Annotated in this window: 14 protein-coding genes; 12 read left to right on the forward strand and 2 right to left on the reverse strand. The window is 27.5% G+C overall.

The annotated features are described in order from the left end of the window. Positions 1 to 124: 124 nt before the first annotated feature. Complete coding sequence (gene addB / locus NGI68_RS09550; RefSeq protein ID WP_251861240.1) at positions 125 to 3568, forward strand: helicase-exonuclease AddAB subunit AddB; 3444 nt, start codon at positions 125 to 127, stop codon at positions 3566 to 3568. A gap of 284 nt (positions 3569 to 3852) precedes the next feature. On the opposite strand, the gene NGI68_RS09555 is transcribed toward addB, so the two are convergent. Continuing rightward, the gene (locus NGI68_RS09555) at positions 3853 to 4293 is read right to left on the reverse strand and encodes a hypothetical protein (protein ID WP_251861241.1); all 441 of its coding nucleotides are present in this window, start codon (positions 4291 to 4293) and stop codon (positions 3853 to 3855) included. Positions 4294 to 4515: 222 nt separating this feature from the next. Here NGI68_RS09555 and NGI68_RS09560 point away from each other — a divergent pair, with 222 nt between their 5' ends. Further along, a complete protein-coding gene (locus NGI68_RS09560; RefSeq protein ID WP_251861242.1) occupies positions 4516 to 5166 on the forward strand; it encodes a hypothetical protein in 651 nt (216 codons plus the stop codon). 2 nt (positions 5167 to 5168) lie between these two features. Continuing rightward, positions 5169 to 5855 (forward strand): hypothetical protein, encoded by a 687-nt coding sequence (locus NGI68_RS09565; protein WP_353505370.1) that lies wholly within the window; start codon positions 5169 to 5171, stop codon positions 5853 to 5855. A gap of 638 nt (positions 5856 to 6493) precedes the next feature. On the opposite strand, the gene NGI68_RS09570 is transcribed toward NGI68_RS09565, so the two are convergent. Beyond that, entirely contained in the window at positions 6494 to 7102 is a 609-nt protein-coding gene (locus NGI68_RS09570) for a TetR/AcrR family transcriptional regulator (protein ID WP_251861245.1), read from the reverse strand. Between the two features lie 259 nt (positions 7103 to 7361). Between NGI68_RS09570 and hypB the strand changes: the two genes are divergently transcribed. From hypB to NGI68_RS09615, 9 genes are all read left to right on the forward strand, one after another. Continuing rightward, positions 7362 to 8033 (forward strand): hydrogenase nickel incorporation protein HypB, encoded by a 672-nt coding sequence (hypB, locus tag NGI68_RS09575; protein ID WP_251861246.1) that lies wholly within the window; start codon positions 7362 to 7364, stop codon positions 8031 to 8033. A 99-nt stretch (positions 8034 to 8132) separates the two neighbouring features. After that, on the forward strand, positions 8133 to 10811 hold the full coding sequence (locus NGI68_RS09580; protein WP_251861247.1) for an FAD-dependent oxidoreductase: 2679 nt from the start codon (positions 8133 to 8135) through the stop codon (positions 10809 to 10811). 50 nt (positions 10812 to 10861) lie between these two features. Beyond that, on the forward strand, positions 10862 to 11203 hold the full coding sequence (locus NGI68_RS09585; RefSeq protein WP_251861318.1) for a hydrogenase maturation nickel metallochaperone HypA/HybF: 342 nt from the start codon (positions 10862 to 10864) through the stop codon (positions 11201 to 11203). A 39-nt stretch (positions 11204 to 11242) separates the two neighbouring features. Then, a complete protein-coding gene (locus NGI68_RS09590; protein WP_251861248.1) occupies positions 11243 to 12229 on the forward strand; it encodes a DUF5692 family protein in 987 nt (328 codons plus the stop codon). A 359-nt stretch (positions 12230 to 12588) separates the two neighbouring features. Further along, positions 12589 to 12843 (forward strand): response regulator, encoded by a 255-nt coding sequence (locus NGI68_RS17090; protein WP_251861249.1) that lies wholly within the window; start codon positions 12589 to 12591, stop codon positions 12841 to 12843. Positions 12844 to 12981: 138 nt separating this feature from the next. Next, the gene (locus tag NGI68_RS17095) at positions 12982 to 13191 is read left to right on the forward strand and encodes a winged helix-turn-helix domain-containing protein (RefSeq protein WP_251861250.1); all 210 of its coding nucleotides are present in this window, start codon (positions 12982 to 12984) and stop codon (positions 13189 to 13191) included. Positions 13192 to 13486: 295 nt separating this feature from the next. Next, positions 13487 to 13651 (forward strand): hypothetical protein, encoded by a 165-nt coding sequence (locus NGI68_RS09605; RefSeq protein WP_251861251.1) that lies wholly within the window; start codon positions 13487 to 13489, stop codon positions 13649 to 13651. Positions 13652 to 13712: 61 nt separating this feature from the next. Beyond that, complete coding sequence (addA, locus tag NGI68_RS09610) at positions 13713 to 17549, forward strand: helicase-exonuclease AddAB subunit AddA (protein ID WP_251861252.1); 3837 nt, start codon at positions 13713 to 13715, stop codon at positions 17547 to 17549. 155 nt (positions 17550 to 17704) lie between these two features. Then, complete coding sequence (locus NGI68_RS09615; protein WP_251861253.1) at positions 17705 to 19396, forward strand: methyl-accepting chemotaxis protein; 1692 nt, start codon at positions 17705 to 17707, stop codon at positions 19394 to 19396. The last annotated feature ends 17 nt before the right edge of the window (positions 19397 to 19413 follow it).

A 19413-nucleotide genomic window follows, 5' to 3' on the forward strand; every position in this document is an offset into this window, starting at 1 on the left:
ATATAAGTAATTCATAAGAAAATAAAAAAATTAACATATAAATATGAAGTTTAATTTATTTAAATTTGATAGAATATATATAGATGAAAATTATTTAAATCTATAAAATTTAGGAGTGGATTTAATGAGCGTAAGGTTTATATATGGAAGAGCTGGTAGTGGAAAGAGCAATTATTGTTTACATAGCATAAAAAAAAGAATAGAAGAAGATGTAAAGAGACCACTTATATTATTAGTACCAGAGCAGTTTTCTTTTCAAGCAGAAAAAAATTTAGTAGAAGTTTTAGAGGAAAGAACAAATTTTAAAGTTCAGGTATTAAGTTTTAAAAGAATGGCTTATAAAGTTTTTAATGAGGTAGGAGGAATCACTGCAAAGCATATGAATGAATCCGGTAAAAGTATGCTTTTATACAATATAATAGAAGACAATAAAAACAGTCTTAAGGTATTTAAAAAAGCTGCTAAAAGACAAGGATTTATTACTACTGTTTCAGATATTATAACAGAATTTAAAAGATATAATATAACTCCGGAAACTATATTAAATAACTTAGATAATATTGAAGAAGATAATTTAAAATATAAAATGGAAGACTTATCTTTAATATTTTCTCAATTTCAAAAAAGATTACATAAAAATTATATAGATAGTGAAGATGATTTAACTATATTAAAAGATAAATTAGATGAGAGTAAACAGTTTGATAATGCAGAAATATGGATAGATGAATTTTCTAGTTTTTCTCCTCAGGAGTATTCCGTATTAGAAAAATTGCTTTTAAAATCTTATAGAATAAACATAACCATGTGTACGGATTATTTAAATGAAGGTGGATTTGTAGATACAACAGATGTATTTTCTCCTATTAAAAATACAGAAAATAAATTATTGAAAATAATGGAAGACAATAATATAAAATTAGATAAACCAATAGCACTTAAATGTGAACCTTGTGCAAGGTTTAAAAATAGTATAGAGCTTCAGCATTTGGAGAAAAATATGTTTTCTTTTCCTTACATTGAATATGAAAATAAAACAAAAGATATTTGTATGCTTACAACTTTAAATCAGTATACAGAAATAGAAAACACTGCAAAAGATATTATAAGACTTTGTAGAGATAAAGGGTGTAGATTTAAAGATATAGCAATAATTACAGGGGATTTAGAAGGATATGAAAATATAATTAGATCAGTTCTAAAACAATATAATATTCCATTTTTTATAGATAAAAAGATAGAAATAAATAGTAATCCTATAATAGTATTAATACTTTCTGCTTTAGAGGTTTTATCTAAAAATTGGACTTATGAATCTGTATTTAGATATTTAAAAACAGGTCTTTTAGATATTAAGAATGAAGAAATAGATATCTTAGAAAATTACGTTTTGGCTAATGGTATTAAAGGATATGGATGGACTAATGATAAAGCTTGGGAATCTAAATCTCTTAGTAATTATGAATTAAAAGAAGAGGCTGAAAAAGAGTTATTAAACAAGATAAATAATATAAGATATGAGGCTATGGGGCCCATTGTATCTCTTAATGAGAACTTAAAAAATAAAACTACAGCAAAAGAATACTGTGAAGAACTATATGAGTTTTTATGTAATATAAATTTGCCAGATAGGATAAATAACATAATAGAAAATTTTAAATTACAGGGACAAGTTGAAAAAGCTAGCGAATATAATCAAATATGGAATATAGTAATAGAGGTTTTAGATCAAATAGTTGAAGTTATAGGAAATGAAAAAGTATCTTTAAAAGAGTTCTTTAAAATACTTGAAACAGGATTTAAAGAATATGAAATTGGTATAATACCACCCACATTAGATCAAGTAATAGTAGGAAGTATAACAAGACTTAGAAGTCATAATATAAATACTTTGTATATAGTGGGAGTAAATGATGGAATATTTCCTTCACCATTAAAAGAAGAAGGAATATTAAGTGATGATGATAGAGAACTTTTAGAAAGTAAAGGGTTAGAAATAGCAAAAGATACTAAAAGCATAGCATTTGAAGAGCAATTTTTAGTGTATTCTACATTAACTACCGCCAGCAAATATCTAAGATTAAGTTATCCTATAGCAGATGGAGAAGGAAAAACTTTAAGACCATCTATAATAATATCAAGGATAAAAAAGATATTTTCTAATATATGTGAAGAAAATGATATAGTAAGATTTAATAATGAAGAAGAAGAATTAAAAAATATATCATCTGCAAAACCAACCTTTAATTATTTAATATCTAATTTGAGAAAAGATGTAGAGGAAGTAAAAATACATAATATATGGGGAGATACTTATAAATGGTATTTAGAAAATGAATTTTGGGTTGGAAAATTAAATAGATTAATTAAAGGATTCGATTACACAAATCAAAGTAAATATATAGAAACTAAAAAAATAAGAAATCTTTATGGTAAACCCTTAAAGATGAGTGTATCTAGGGTAGAAAAATTTTCTCAATGCCCATTTGCCTATTTTGTACAATATGGATTAAAGGCTAAAGATAGAAAAATATTTAATTTAAGTTATCCTGATTTAGGAATCTTTATGCATAGTATATTAGAAAAATTTTCTGGGCAGCTAGAAAAAGAAGGATTAGATTGGAGTACAATGGATGTAAAATGGGCAGAAGAAGAAATAGATAAACTAATTAATGAAGAATTGGATAACAAATCCCTAGAAATACTAAACAGCTCCAAGAGGTACGAATATGTAACAAATAGTGTAAAAAAGATTTTAAAAAGATCTGTATGGCTTATAGGAGAACATATAAAAAGAGGTAATTTTAAACCTAGTTTTTATGAGCTATCTTTTGATGTGGATGGAGACTATCCCCCTATAGCAATGGAACTTCATTCAGGGGAAATTGTGAATTTAATAGGTAGAGTGGATAGGGTAGATCTTTTGCAAAAGGATGGAGTTACCTATTTAAAGATAATAGATTATAAATCCGGTACAAAAGAATTTAAATTATCAGACGTTTATTATGGGTTACAACTACAATTATTAATATATTTAGATGCTATACTTACAGAGTTAGCAGAAAGATCTGGAATAAATGGAGAACCAGGAGCACTTTTATATTTAAAATTAGATGATCCCATAGTAAAAAATACGGTGGATATGAGTGATGAGGAAATTGAAAAAAATATAATAAAAAATTTAAAAATGAAAGGCTTAATATTAAATGATCCTAATATTATAAAAGATATGGATAATATAATATCAGGAATATCTGATATTATACCTGTTATGGTTAAGAAAGATGGTGGAGTATCAGAGTCTAAATCTTCTGTAGCCACAAAAGAAGAGTTTGATACCCTTAGAAAATATGTAAGATATACAATAATTGAGATTTGTGAGGAAATGTTAGAAGGAAATATAGAAATAAAACCATATAAAAAGAAAGATGGGTCATCTTGTGATTATTGTATATATTCTTCAGTTTGTAAATTTGATACAGAAATAAGAGGGAATAAATATAATATATTAATAGATAAAAAAGATGAGGAAGTGTGGGAGACTATTGATAAGAAATTAAATAGCTAAATTTGAAAAGTGATTTTTTAAAGAGTAGATATAGTAATAGTTGATTTATAAATATATTTTAATATTCATATTGAAATATAATAGAATTGTAAATAAGTTTTTATTAAAAACAATAAAAGGGACTGTCGCATTAAAAAATTTAAGAACAATATATTGTTTTACAATTTTAAAGTTAACACAATATATTGTATAACTTATTTTTAGTGCGATAGCCCATTTTTAGGTTATAGGAAATGGCGTAATTATTTTTTTATAATAGTTATAAGTAAGTATAATATAAATTATTAATAACCATAGCCAGGTCTATGAGGTCTTCTTCTCCTTCTCCTTCTTAAAAGTTCGTTTAAGAATAATATTCTTATAATATCTCTTACAGCGTGACGTCTTCTATAACGACGTTGTCTAGTACAATCACAATCATCGTCATCATCATCTAATTGAGATTTAATTTTTTTATAGATTTCTTTACAAGTGGAATCTAATTCTTTTTCTGAAGGACAATAATCTTTACCTTTTTCTCTTTCCATTAAGTCACAATGATGAATAACTACAGGATAGATTTTAAAATAAATTCTTGGTAATAATCTTTTTAAATCCTCATCATGATCAACAGTACATTTGCTTTTTTTCATGCAATCATGTTTATAAGGTGAAATTGGTTGAGGATTCTTAATATAGACAGGAACAGGTATGCACATAGAGCAAGGATTGTAATAATTGAACATTCATGAACCTCCTAAAACATAAATATACTATACTTTAATTTATGCATAAAAAGAATAAATGTTAATGATAATATAAAGAAGTAAAAACAAAGTGGATATATTTAACGGATATTATAGTATAAAATAACTAAAAAAATACATAAATTTTTGCATATAAATCAGAAAATATTGTATACTTATATGTGTTATACTATTAAATTTGAAGGGAGAATAGAGGGCTAGATGAAGAAAAACTTAAATAAGAAGTATGAAAAGCTTCTTTTAGACAATTATAGAGAAACTATAGATGATTCAAATTATAAAGAGTTAATATTAGACAAAATGGAAACTCACAAAGCTATACATAGATATTTAAAAGATTATATAAAGAGTAACGAGGAATATTTAGATTTAAACTGGGGTAAGCAAATGCTTCTATTTATATATTCTTTTAACTCAAAGAATTTAGAACTTACAGAAAATTTTTATAAAGCCTTAAAAAAATATCCAGATAATTATTTTATAGAGTGTGTAATGGCAGATATAGACTTAAGATTTTATGGAAATTTATTTAAAGCTAGAGATAAATATTTAAAAGCTTTAAGTTTATATGATAGGGATGCTCTTGTTTACTATAATTTAGGGCTAATATATAACTTACTAGGTATGTTTGAAAAGAGTATGGATTTTTATAATAAAAGTTTAAATTACATAAATAAAATGGATAATAAGGAATTTATAAAATCTAAATGTTTATATAATATTGCGGTTTCTGAGATTAATTACAATAGTAATTATAAAGAGGGAGAAAAGTTACTTAAAAGAAGTTTAAAATTAAATCCAAATTATAAAGAAGCCAATGATTTATTAGAAAAATTAAGAGGTGAAAAATAGACATGATGTCAAAGCAAAAGGAGTTATGGATACCTAATGATGAGGTAGCAGAAAAAATAATATTAATACAAATAGAATGTTCATTAAATGAAAAATATGAAAAATTTCATAACAATACTATGTTTATAGAGTCAATGAAAAGAAAAGATAGTTCTCCAGTATTAGAAATAGCACCTAAATTAAAAAATACAAATATATTAGATTTATATAAAAGAATGTTGCCACTTACTAATGGAGATTTCATATATGCTTCTGTTTATTCTAAAACAGGTGGAGTGCTTAATTTGTTTAATGAAAAGGTTTCTGAAAACATAGATATACAATTTAAAGAGTTAAGTGGAAAATTTCAAGATAAAAATGAAGTTGTAAAAAATTGGATAAATGAACCTTCAGAACTATGGAGTGGGTTAACACCTGCACAAATATGGTCAGGTGGAGGAAAGGTAGAGAAAGCTTTATTAATGGATTTTTTAAATAAGCTTACAGAGTTAATGAATGGGAAACAATTCAACTCAAAGGGAGCAGCTTTTATGAGTTCCATAGATGTATTAAGAGCTTGGCAACTTAATAAAAATGATATTTGTGAAGGTAAAACTCCTATGGAAGCCATAATAGAAGAAAGAGATATAATATTAAAAGAAAAAATAGAGTTTATAAAATCAAAAAATATAGAATGTGATTTTATATAAGAAAATTACATAAAACAGAATCTAAGGGATAAAAATCAGAACAAGAAATATTTTTATTTAATAGCTAGTTATAAAAAATATTTGTCCTTTTATTTACTGCTTTTTTGGTATATGTACTTATTAGTTCCATTGGAATAGGAGTCATTAGTATATATCCTATATCATCATTAATATTTAACTTGATTTTAATAATGTTGCTAATACCTATAACAATTGAGCATTTACCAAAGAAAGTAAGAAAAGTTCAGGATTAAAATCTTATTTTCTAAAAGAAGTAAGAATGTTATTTAGAACATGAGCTTTTGCTTATAATTGTATTTTCCAAAATTTAATCATTGTAGTATTTATGATATATCAATATCTAGAGGAACTTTGCTAGTAAGTAAAATCAGAATAGGAAAAATCATTATTTTAAATAATCCAACAACAACTTATGTAATATTATTTATAGTTTATTTAATACTAACTATTGTAGTATTCCAATATATTAATAAAAATGCAGATAAACTATTTAAGTAAATAAATTTTTTATTTACTCACTCATAGGCTTTTGTCTGTGAGTTTTTTTATATTTTTCATTATAATATATGTTAAATTTTCTATGTAATGTATAGTAAAAATAACTACAAAAATTTAAGTTAAGATTTGTTTTTTTGCATAAAGAAAGGAATACTTTCTGTAAAAAAATTAACAAAAGTGTCTTTAAATCTTTCATCTTCTTGCTTTAAAACTCCAAGAGAATATTGCATTGCAACACCATCTAGAGCAGCTACTAAAATAGAAGCAAGGCTTTTTTTATAGTATTCATTTTCAATACCAAATGCAAAAAAGTACATTTCTGATACTTTTGTAATAATTTCATTATAATCTTGTTTTAGGCTGTCATTAAGCTGGCCACCTTTTGATAATACATAACCTATTAATAGAATTAGAAGACGTTGTTCATCAATCTTTGACATACGTTCTCTAACTTTAATACTAATTTCATCTAACATACTTTCAGAACTTTTAATATTGCTATTTTCATCTTTTTCAGATAGCTTTTGGGCAAAGTACATAGCTTCTTTTACCGCATGATAAAACAATTCGTCCTTATTCTTAAAATGATGATAGATAGCACCAGTAGTTAGCCCAGCAGCAGAGGCTATTTCCCTTAAACTTGTTTTTTCAAATCCTTTTTCTGTGAATTTACTAATTGCAGATTCTAAAATATGCTGTTTTTTTTCATTGTGATTATTAGCGATCATATTAGTCACCTCATTCATATGTAGTATAGCATATTTTTATAGAATTGGTGGTAAATAATTGAAGCATAAGGTTTTAAAAAATGTATGATTTTATGTTTTCAAAATATAATTATTATTCAGAATGTTAAAGCATTGACAAAGTGTAATAGGTATTATAATATAAACATAACAGTTGTTATGTTATATTATGGTATATATGTATATATCATTATTTTAATGAAATACAATTTAAATTATGTATAAAATGGGGGGGTATTATATGAACACATATAAAGTTTTAGAGATTAAGCAAAGTGTTTTCCAAAACAATGATCACCAAGCAGACTTACTTAGAGAAGACTTAAAAAAGCAAGGAGTATTTTTATTAAATCTTATGTCATCACCCGGTTCAGGAAAAACAACAACTCTTCTAAGAACAATTAAGTCTTTAAAAGATGAAATGAATATTGGAGTATTAGAAGCTGATATTGATTCAGAAGTAGATGCACATAAGGTTTCACAGCCTGGTGTTAAAGTAATTCAATTGCACACTGGGGGGATGTGTCATCTTGATGCTGATATGACTAAACAAGGTTTGAAGGGGCTAGGTACTGAAAATATTGATTTTGCAGTATTGGAGAATGTAGGAAATTTAGTGTGTCCTGCAGAATTTGATACTGGTGCATCAAAAAATGCTATGATTTTAAGTATACCAGAAGGAGACGACAAGCCTTTAAAATATCCTTTAATGTTTTCAATAGTTGATGTTCTTCTAATTAATAAGATAGATGCAAAGGATTATTTTGAATTTGATATAGAGGCAGTGGAAGAAAGAGCAAAAAGATTAAATCCTAATATCAAAGTTATTCCAATATCAGCTAAAACAGGAGAAGGTATGGATGAATGGTTTGATTGGATACGTAAAGAAGTAATGAATTGGAAGAAAAATTAATTGAAAATTTGTAATATTATTAATTAAACTTTTTATTTCTATGATTTAATATCTATATATTTTATAGATTACACATAATTATTTTTAGGGGGATAATATATGATTAAGGAAAAAGTGCTTGATCTTGCAAATCATATAAGTAATAAGAAGCGGGGATCAAAAAATGAGATTAAACCCACAGATCCAGAATATATGATTCTTGAGCCTGTTGTTACAAATGAAATGGCAGAAGTAGCACTTTGTATGAATATACGTAAGAAAGTTACAGCTAATGAACTGTCTATTTTATGTGGCAAAAGTGTAGAAGAAACAAAAAAACTTTTATTAGAGTTGGCAGATGCAGGAGTTTGCTTTGTAAATACAATCAATGGGGAAGATGTATTTTGGTATGATACATGGGTTCCCGGTATTATGGAAATGATGGTTAATAATAAAAATAATGTTAAGAAGTATCCTCAAATAGCCAGAGCTTTTGAAGCTTATGGAAGAGTAAGAGGCCCTAAAACATCAGGTAATTTCCCAGTAGGAGTAGGTCTTATGCGTGTTATTCCCATAGAGCATGCCATTTCAGGGGAAACTAGAAGAGCAAGTTATGAAGAAGTTTCAAAATATCTAACTGAAAATGAGATTTTTTCAGTTGCAGATTGTTCTTGTCGTACAGCGCGAGAAGCTATGGGAGAAGGTTGTGGGCACCTTAAGGAAGATATGTGTATTCAAATGGGACACGCTGCAGAGTATTATATTCGTACAAAAAGAGGCAGGCAGATTACCCGTGAAGAAGCCTTTGAAATTATTAAAAGAGCAGAAGAAAACGGTTTAATGCACCAAATACCAAACTTAGATGGATCAGGTAAAACTCATGCTATCTGCAATTGTTGTGGATGCTCTTGTCTTTCATTAAGAACTGCTAGTATGTTTATTAATGCTGATATGGTACGTTCAAATTATGTTTCTAAAGTTGATACAGATAAATGTGTTGCTTGTGGTGAGTGTGTTGAAAATTGTCCTGTTAATGCACTACAACTAGGGCAAAAATTATGCTCTAAGACTCCAGTTACCACTGAGATAAAAAGAACTGAAACTCCACGGGATACAGAGTGGGGGCCAGACAAATGGAATACTGATTATAGAATAAATAGGAAAAATGTAGTTGATACTGGCACCAGTCCCTGCAAAACTCAATGTCCAGCACATATTGCAGTTCAGGGTTATATTAAGCTTGCAGCACAAGAAAAATATAAAGAAGCTCTTGAACTTATAAAACATGAAAATCCATTTCCAGCTGTATGTGGACGTATTTGTCCAAGAAAATGTGAGTCAGAATGTACAAGAGGAGATATTGACAACCCAGTTGCTATCGATGAAATTAAAAAATTTATTGCAGAGCAAGATCTAAATGTTAAATATCGTTATGTGCCTAAACATAAACATGAATATGGTAAAAAAATTGGAATTATAGGAGCTGGACCTTCAGGCCTTAGCTGTGCTTATTTTTTAGCTATTGATGGATATAAAGTAACAGTTTTTGAGAAACAGGAAGTTCTTGGTGGTATGTTAACTTTAGGAATTCCTTCCTTTAGACTTGAAAAAGAAGTTGTAAATGCAGAAATTCATATATTAAAAGAATTAGGTGTGGAATTTAGAACAGGCATTGAAGTTGGTAAAGACGTGACTCTTAATGAATTAAGAGATGAAGATTTTAAAGCTTTTTATATTTCCATTGGTGCTTCTATAGGAAGGAAACTTGGCATAGAAGGTGAAGATGCTGAAAATGTTATTACAGGTATAGATTTTATGCGAGATGTAAACTTAGGTAAGGAGTTGAAACTTAAAGGCAATGTAATTGTAATAGGAGGAGGCAATGTTGCTATAGATGTTGCAAGAACAGCAACTAGGCTAGGTGATACAAAAGTTAAAATGTACTGCCTAGAGAATCGTGATCAAATGCCTGCTCTTCCAGAAGAAATTGAAGAAGCTTTATCAGAAGATATTAAAATTAATAATTCATGGGGACCAAAAAGAATTATTCTTAAAAATAATCGTGCTACAGGTATAGAATTTAAAAAATGTATTTCTGTATTTAATGAAGAAGGAAAATTTAACCCAATATATGATGAGGACAATACCATAATAGTTAAAGCAGATACCATATTGCTTTCAATAGGTCAAGGAATAGATTGGGGTAAACTTTTAGTAGATAGTAAAATTGAATTTAATAGAAATAACACCATTAAAGCAAATTCAGTTACACTACAAACAGCTGAGAAAGATATTTTTGCCGGTGGGGATGCACTAACAGGTCCTAAATTTGCTATTGATGCCATTGCTTTAGGTAAAGAGGGAGCGATTTCAATTCATCGTTATGTTCAACCAGGGCAAAGTCTAATTATAGGTCGTGATAGGAAAGAATATCAGGCCTTAGATAAAGAAAATATAGAGATTGAAGGATATGATGGCACTCCAAGACAAAGCGTAGGTCATGTAAATGGGGATAAATCAAAAAAAACCTTTAAAGATTTACGAGGTACTTTTACTAAAGAACAAGTAAAAAAAGAAACAGAACGTTGTCTTAGTTGTGGAGCCACTGTTGTAGATGAATTTTTGTGTGTAGGATGTGGTCAATGTACAACTAAATGCAAGTTTGATGCCATTTCACTTGTCAGAAAATATGATGGTGAAGGTGTGGCATACGAAGATTTAAAACCAGTAGTTGTAAAACAAGTTCTTAAACGTAAAGTAAAGATAACTGCTAAAAAGGTAAAAACATTATTTAAATAATGTTATACAAATAATGTAGTTTAAAGTTTAACTATAGGGGGTGTGTTTTGTTGCATGAACTTGGAGTAATTCTCGAAGTAGTAAAAACTGTAGAGGATATTGCTATAAAAAACCATCTAACAAAAATCGATACTATTGTCTTGCAAATTGGAGAGTTATCTTCCATGATTCCTAAATATATTAAAGCCTGTTATCCCGCTGCGGTAGACGGCACTGCAATGGAATTTACAAAGTTGAAAATTGATGTATTGCCAGCAAATGCTTTATGTAAACACTGTAATAAAGTTTATAATATCTTAAAAAATAGGGAAGGATGTCCTTATTGTGAAGGTAAAGATTGGGACTTATTATGTGGCAAAGAATTTTTAATTAAAGAAATAGTAGCCTATTAAATAATTTTTAAATTTTTAGAGGTGAAAAGGGGGAGAAAAATGTTTGAATTTAACTATGCTGAAGGAGCAACTATATTTAGTTCATTGGGGATATGGTTTATTGTTTTTGCATCACTGTTTTTATTCAACGAATTTGCAAGAAAGAAAAAATGGATAGGATTTTTTAGCTTTGTTATTTTACCTATTATTTTAACAATAACTTGGTTTACTGTTTTAAAGGATGAGACTTATACAGATTGGTTTCATTTAGCAAAAGTTTATTCTGCAACAGCAGGATGTATTGGTTTTTGGTTTATTCGACATTTTGAAAAGAAAGATAAAGCTACTGGTGAAGTTGTTTGGAGATTAGCAGATAATAAAATTGCTTTATGTTTTCCACCATTAATTCTAGCTATTAATATTTTAGAAGCAGTTGGAAGAGATTTTGAAGTGGGATCTTTATATTGGATGATGAACTCAGGATCTATTGAAGGTGAAATAGTAGGGGTTATGGGTGGCCCTTGGAATTATATAAATGCAATTGCCGGCATATTAAATATTATTACAATAACAGGGTGGTTTGGAATAGTAATTAGAAAAGAAACTAAGAAGGATAAAAGTAGGGATATGCTATGGCCAGATATGCTTTGGTTTTGGATTATTGCATATGATGCATGGAATTTTGTATACACTTATAACTGTATACCTACTCATTCTTGGTATGCAGGTATTGCATTACTTTTGGCTCCAACCCTTTGCGCTTTTACCGTTGGAAAAGGTGCTTGGTTACAACACAGAGCCCAAACTTTAGCAATATGGTGTATGTTCGCTCAAACTTTTCCAAGTTTCCAGCATAAAGGAATATTTTTAATTAAATCAACCTATAATCCTACCATTTATACAATTTTTAGTGTAATAGCTCTTGGAATTAACATAGCTGTATTTATTTATATGATATATAAAGTAAAGAAAACAAAGAGAAATCCATATAAGAAAGAACTTTATAGTGATCTTGATAAATTTAAAGAAGTTAAAATTATGGCTTAAAATAAAATATATTTACATTAAAAAATGTAGGCTAAAAACCTACATTTTTTATATACAATTAATTATTTTAGAAAATGTAGTTTTTAATTGGAAAGATAAATTAATGTGATTTTGTAGTAAAATATGGTTATGTAGGATTTTTACTAATAATTTTGTATAAGTCTTTTAATTATATAGTTGAATAGTATAATCAATTTGGATGTACCATTAATAATAGAATATAAAAAATATCAAATATATAGATTCCTTTTTTTATCGAAATGATTATTTTTTAGCTAAGTTATTATATTTCAATAGGTATAGCAAATTTAATATCTATATAACTTAACAGAACTGACATAATTTTATGGAGGAGAATTATGAAAAATATTTTAATTATAGAAGATGATATAAATTTAAGAAAGTATATGAAAGATTTTTTAACAAGTTATGAGTATAATGTTGAACTTGTAACGGATTTTGATAAAGTTAAGGAGAAGGCTTTAGAGTCCTCTATAGATCTAATACTTTTAGATATAAATCTTCCTAAATTTGATGGGTTTTATTTTTTAAAGGTAATAAGAAAAAAAGTTTCTACACCTATAATTATAATTTCCTCAAGAAGTGAAGAATAGGAGCAAATTAGAGGAATAGATTTGGGAGCAGATGATTATATAGCTAAGCCCTTTGGAATTTAATTACTTATTGCAAAGATAAATGCAGTACTTAGAAGGGTTAATTCTGGAGAAACAAAGATTATAAAAGTAAATGAAATGAATCTTATATGTGAAAGTATGCAGCTTAAAATAAATGAGCAAATAATAGAGCTTTCAAGAAATGAGTACAAGCTATTAAAAATTTTTATGAGGAATTATAGAAAGGTTGTTCCACGAGAAGTACTTTTAGAGGAACTTTGGGATGATGATGTATTTGTAGATGATAACACATTAACTGTAAACATAACTAGACTAAAAAAAGATTAAAGGAAATTAATGCTGAAGTTTCAATTATAACTAAAAGAGGTGTGGGATATACACTTCAGTAGAAAATTTTCCATGGAAACAGCTGTATTGTATTTTGTAAATAAAGTTTATAATATATATAGACTTAATAGTATTTAAAACCAGGTGAAATATGAATAAGAGAAAGAAATTAAGTTTCATAATGCCTTTGTTTCTAATATTGAAATCTTTATTATGTTTTAAACTTTATTTTAAAAATACGGGTTATAATATAGATAGTTATATAAAGTATTGTGAAATATGAAGGATGTGTTTTATGTTTAGCGTAATTATGTCCATAATACTATGTCTTGTTGGTATGTTTTTAGGAGGAATATTTAATTCAGATTTGTATATATTCATGTTTGGATTATTAGGTATATTAATACCTCCAATATATTTATTAGAAAAAATATATTTTTTACTTAGGTCTAAAAAATAAATATTAATACTATAACTTATGGAATAAAAACTATATATAATGCGTAAAATGAGGTGAAAAAATGGGTAATACTAGATGGACAGAGGAACAAAGACAAGCTATTTCTACTAAAGATTGTAATCTACTTGTGGCAGCAGGGGCAGGGGCTGGTAAGACTGCTGTTTTAGTTCAAAGAATAATTGAAAAAATTTTAGATAAAGAAGAGCCTATAGATATAGATAAATTATTGGTAGTTACTTTTACTAATGCAGCTGCAGCAGAAATGAGAGAAAGAATAGGGGATGCTATTTCTGAAGGATTAGACGAAAATCCAGAGTCTAAGGTACTAAGAAAACAACTTACTTTACTAAATAAATCTAATATAATGACTATCCACTCCTTTTGTCTTCAAGTTATAAAAAATAATTTTCACACTATAGATATAGATCCTAATTTCAGGATATGTGATGAAACAGAGGGAGTACTGATGAGACAAGAAGCTATGGATGAGCTTTTTGAAGAATTATATGAAGAAGATAATGAACAATTTATTAATTTAGTAGAAAGTTATGCCAGTAGAAAAGATATTAGATTACAAGAGATGGTTTTTGAGTTACATAGATTTGCTAAGAGTGCTCCACTTCCTTATAAATGGCTTTTAAATATGGCGGAAGAGTTTAATGTGGGTAAAGAGTTTGATTTTGAACACACATCATGGGCAAATATGATCATGGAAGATATGAAAGTATTATTGTATGGATTTAAAAATATTTTAGAGCAATCCATAGATTTAATACTAAATTCTATAGGCATAGATTATTATTATGAGCCTTTTAAAAATGATTTGTATTTTATAAATGATTTAATTAAAGCATCAAAATTTAAAGATTTTAGAGAAAAAGTAATAGGTTATGATTTTGATAAATTACCTGCAAAACGAAATAAAGATGCAGATAAAGAAGCTAAGGAAAAGGTCAAGAAATTAAGGGACAAAGTAAAGAAAAAGATATTAGAGTTAAAACATATACTACATTCCTATGAAAATGAATTTATAAAAAATGAATTTATATTTTTGTATCCATATATGAAAGCATTATCTGATTTAACAATATTGTTTGACAAAAAATATGAAGCTAAAAAAAGAGAAAGAGATTTGATTGACTTTAACGATATAGAACATTTATGTCTGGCCATATTAACAGATAAAGATGAAAATGGGGATATAATTCCTTCAGATATTGCGTTAGATTATAGAAAGAGATTTAAAGAAGTACTTATAGATGAATATCAAGATAGTAACTTGGTACAAGAAGTTATTATGAGTATGGTATCAAGAGTAAAAGGGCATTGGAGTTTTTTTGATGGTCAATTAGTATTTAATGAAGAAGAAATAAATTTTCATGAACCTCAAACACAAGAGAATATACCTAATAGATTTATGGTAGGAGATGTAAAACAAAGTATTTATAGATTTAGACAGGCAAAACCGGAAATATTCTTAGAAAAATATAATAAGTATAATGAAGAAGAGGTCTCAAAATATAGAAAAATAAAGTTGTTTAAAAACTTTAGAAGTAGAGAAGAAGTAATTAATGGTGTTAACTATGTATTTAAACAAATAATGTCTAAAACCATAGGAGAATTAGATTATACAGAAGAAGAGGCTTTATCTGTTGGAGCTAGTTACGGTGAAGAGGTAAAAGGTGAGCCTATAGAATTATGTTTGATGGATAAAAAATATGAAATAAGTGAAGAAGTTTTGAAAGAATACAATATGGGCGAAGAAGAAGCATTAGATAATATACAATTAGAAGGAAGATTAGTAGCTAAAAAAATACAGGAAGTAGTAGGAAATAATTTGGAAGGTGGATTAAAAGTATTTGATAAAAAATTAGGTGGATATAGAGGAGTCCAATATAGAGATATAGTAATTCTTATGAGAGCTACATCCAATTGGGCACCAGTATTTGTAGAAGAACTGGCAAAGGAAGGTATACCAGTTTTTGCAGATACTAATTCAGGATATTTTGATACAACAGAAATAAAAACTATTATATCATTGTTACAAATAATAGATAATCCGCTTCAAGATATACCATTACTTTCAGTATTAAGATCTCCTATAGCTTCCTTTACAGATGATGAACTTATAGATATAAGAATGATAAACAAAAATATAGCATTTTATGAATGTATGGAAATAATATATAGATTAGATAAAAATTTAGATGATTCATACTATAATCTTTATGTGGAAAATGAAGAGAAAACAAATAGAGTATTAAAAGATATGAATGATGAATTAAAAAATAAAATATGTAGTTTTATAGAAAAATTAAACTCATGGAGAAAAAAATCTATCCACATGGATATAGATGAGTTTATTTGGTTTTTATATGTAGAAACAGGCTATTATGGATATGTAGGGGCTCTCCCTGGTGGAGAACAAAGACAAGCAAACTTAAGAATACTTTTTCAAAGAGCAAGACAATATGAGAAGAGCAGTTATAAGGGACTTTTTAATTTCATAAATTTTATAAACAAATTGAAATTTAGCAGTGGAGATATGGGAAGTGCAAAAATTCTAGGAGAAAATGAAAATGTAGTAAGGATAATGAGCATTCATAAAAGTAAAGGTCTAGAATTTCCAGTAGTAATATTAAGTGGCACAGGCAAAAATTTTAACATGACAGATCTTAATAAAAGTATATTATTTCATAGGGATTTGGGCTATGGTCCAGATTATGTGAATACAGAAAGAAGAATAGCGTACCCATCTTTAGTTAAAAACATTATAAAAAATAAGATTAAGTTAGAAACTTTATCAGAAGAGATGAGAATATTATATGTAGCTTTAACAAGAGCAAGAGAAAAACTTATAATCACAGGTTTAATTAATAATATAGATAAAACTGTGGACAATTGGTTGAGTTTATCAGAGGACAAAAATAGTGTACCAGAATATGCTGTTATTAGTGGAAAAACTTATTTAGATTGGATAGGACCAGTTATTATAAAACATAAAGATGCTATAAGTTTCAGGGAAGAATTAGATATAGTATCAGAGCTTTCAAATATAGTAGATGATAAGTCAAAATGGAAAATACAATTATGGAACAAAAAAGAACTGTTAAAGGAAAAAATTGAAGATAATGAAGAAGGAATTAGTGAAAAAATAAAAAAAACATTACTGGAATTAGAAGAAAGTAATTATAAAGAAGAAATATATAGAAGGCTATCTTTTAACTATAAATATGATAGTGCATCAAATATACCAACAAAGCTATCAGTTTCAGATGTGAAAAAACAGTTTATAGTAGATGAAGAAGATAATACAGAAGAATTATTTAAAAAAGTAGAGCTTAGAACACCTATGTTTATGGAGGGCAAAAAGAAAATATCTGCATCTGAAAGAGGAACTATTATACACTTGTTTATGCAGCATCTAGATTTAAAACAGGTAGAAAATCAACAAGAGATAAAAGCCCAAATAGATAGATTAATAAAGAGAGAGTTTATAACTTATGAACAATCAAAGGTTATAAAGCCTTATAAAATATTAAAGTTTTGTAAAAGTGAATTAGGAAAAAGAATGATTAAATCTAATAGTATTAATAGGGAAATGGCTTTTTCTATTGAAGCACCACCAGGAGAAATTTATAAAGAACTAGATAAAGAAAAGTATAAAGAAGAAAAAGTAATAATTCAGGGGATAATAGATTGCTATTTTGAAGAGGAAGATGGGTTAGTATTGATAGATTATAAAACAGATTATGTAGAGAATATAGAAGAAATAAGAAATAGATATAAAATACAAATTAAATATTATGAAGAAGCATTAAATAAAATAACAGGAAAAAGCGTAAAAGATAAATATCTATATTTATTCTCCATAGATGATTATATAAAAATCCATTAATTAATTAAACAATTATTAAAAATAGATCTAATTATACTTTATATTAACATTAGAAAAGTTAAGGATTTCAATAAATTAGAAGGAAAAAAAACTATATTGTAGAAAATTATATATATTATGCAAAATAAAAATGTTCACAAATTTAAGGAAAGTTGGTGAGTGGATTGAAAAATAAGCTTATAAAGCAAATAGCTATTTTGTTTAATATACTAATACTTATATTATGTGGCACTTTTTTTATTGGAACTAAATTTATATTAAAAGGCTTAGGAAGTAATAACTCTACTCTAATAGCAAGCTTTAATAGTTTTTATCTAAAATTTATAATCCTAATGTTTATATTAATGCTTGTAGTTTCATATATAGTAGTTAGGGTTTTTGTAAGTAAAGCTTATAGTTCTATAGAAAAGGTAGCAGAAATAACGGATAGAGTATCAAAAGGTGAATTTGCAACTAGAGTTCCAGAAACAGGACTTTTAGAACCTATTGGAGCCAGCGTAAATGGTATAGTTCAAAATACTAAAAAAATATTGTCAGATTTATTACAGATATCACAAAAAAATAGAATTATATCAAATACACTAAATCAAAATGCACTAGATACTAATCAAGCTTCAGAAAATATAGCATCTTCTGTAACATCTGTAGCTGAAACAGCCACAACTCAAGCAGATTCAGCCACATCTACAAGAAATAATACTAGTGACATGGCAGAAAACTCAGCTGTAATAGCAGAAAAAGCCCAAAATACTAAAGATATAGCTGGACAAATGGTTGAAACAATAAAAGAAAATCAAAAAACTTTTGAAACTATGATATATAAAATAAAAACCACAGAAGAGGTAAGCAAGAAATTAGCTACTAATGTAAGAATATTAGAAGATGAAGCAACAGAAATAAGTAAAATAACAGATGTAGTAACAGAAATAAGCGAAAGAACTAATTTACTTGCATTAAATGCAGCTATTGAAGCTGCTAGAGCAGGAGAACATGGCAAAGGATTCTCTGTAGTAGCAGATGAAGTAAGAAAATTGGCAGAACAATCATCACAATCTGCTGGAGAGATAAGAAAATTAATAGAAAAGATTACTTATCAAATAAGTAATATAACAGAAGAAGCAGAAAAGCAAAGTAAAGAAGTGGAAGAGGATATAATCTATGCAGATGAATCAAAGCAATCATTTGGAAGAATAATATCTGCTACAGATGAAACTTATAGTTCAGTAGAACAAATATATGATTTGGCACATAAAAATACAACCATATCTAAAGAAGTAGATCAGTTAATGGAAACTATAGCTTCAGGAGCTCAGCAAAGTGCTTCTATGACAGAAGAGATTTCTGCAGCAGCAGAAGAGCAAGCTGCATCTATCAATGAAATAACAGAATTAATAAAAGAAATGAATGGATGTACAGATAAGATAGACAGCCAATTAAAGGCTTTCGTTACAGGAATAACTATAAAAGAAGACCAAATACAATTGGTTAATGATGGATTTAATATATTAAAAAATATTGGTGGAGAAATAAGTTCTAGCGGATTAAATGTGGATTCTTGCTCTAATGTATGTAAAAAATATGCAGATGAAAATATTCAATTCGAATATATTGGAATAATAAATAAAGATGGAATAATGAAGTCTGCTAATATTCCTATAACAAAAGGAAATGATGATTTTTCCCATAGACCATATTTCAAAAAAGCTATTTTAGGGGAAAAATACTCCAGTGAACCTTATATATCTAGTGTTAGCTACAATTATTGTATAGCTATAGCAATTCCACTTAAAAATAAAGATGGAAATATCGATGCTGTAATCATGGGGGATGTTTGCATAGAGAGATAGTATATTGTAGAATATAA

Origin of the sequence: Clostridium sp. Marseille-Q2269 (assembly GCF_943736985.1) — a bacterium.
Classification (GTDB): domain Bacteria; phylum Bacillota; class Clostridia; order Clostridiales; family Clostridiaceae; genus Clostridium_F.

Excerpts from the sequence above, each read along its gene's own strand:
- addB (WP_251861240.1), top strand. The coding sequence starts at position 125 with ATGAGCGTAAGGTTTATATATGGAAGAGCTGGTAGTGGAAAGAGCAAT.
- NGI68_RS09570 (WP_251861245.1), bottom strand. The coding sequence starts at position 7,102 with ATGATCGCTAATAATCACAATGAAAAAAAACAGCATATTTTAGAATCT.
- NGI68_RS09605 (WP_251861251.1), top strand. The coding sequence starts at position 13,487 with ATGTTTAGCGTAATTATGTCCATAATACTATGTCTTGTTGGTATGTTT.
- hypB (WP_251861246.1), top strand. The coding sequence starts at position 7,362 with ATGAACACATATAAAGTTTTAGAGATTAAGCAAAGTGTTTTCCAAAAC.
- NGI68_RS09580 (WP_251861247.1), top strand. The coding sequence starts at position 8,133 with ATGATTAAGGAAAAAGTGCTTGATCTTGCAAATCATATAAGTAATAAG.
- NGI68_RS17095 (WP_251861250.1), top strand. The coding sequence starts at position 12,982 with ATGAATCTTATATGTGAAAGTATGCAGCTTAAAATAAATGAGCAAATA.
- NGI68_RS09590 (WP_251861248.1), top strand. The coding sequence starts at position 11,243 with ATGTTTGAATTTAACTATGCTGAAGGAGCAACTATATTTAGTTCATTG.
- NGI68_RS09560 (WP_251861242.1), top strand. The coding sequence starts at position 4,516 with ATGAAGAAAAACTTAAATAAGAAGTATGAAAAGCTTCTTTTAGACAAT.
- NGI68_RS17090 (WP_251861249.1), top strand. The coding sequence starts at position 12,589 with ATGAAAAATATTTTAATTATAGAAGATGATATAAATTTAAGAAAGTAT.
- addA (WP_251861252.1), top strand. The coding sequence starts at position 13,713 with ATGGGTAATACTAGATGGACAGAGGAACAAAGACAAGCTATTTCTACT.
- NGI68_RS09565 (WP_353505370.1), top strand. The coding sequence starts at position 5,169 with ATGATGTCAAAGCAAAAGGAGTTATGGATACCTAATGATGAGGTAGCA.
- NGI68_RS09555 (WP_251861241.1), bottom strand. The coding sequence starts at position 4,293 with ATGTTCAATTATTACAATCCTTGCTCTATGTGCATACCTGTTCCTGTC.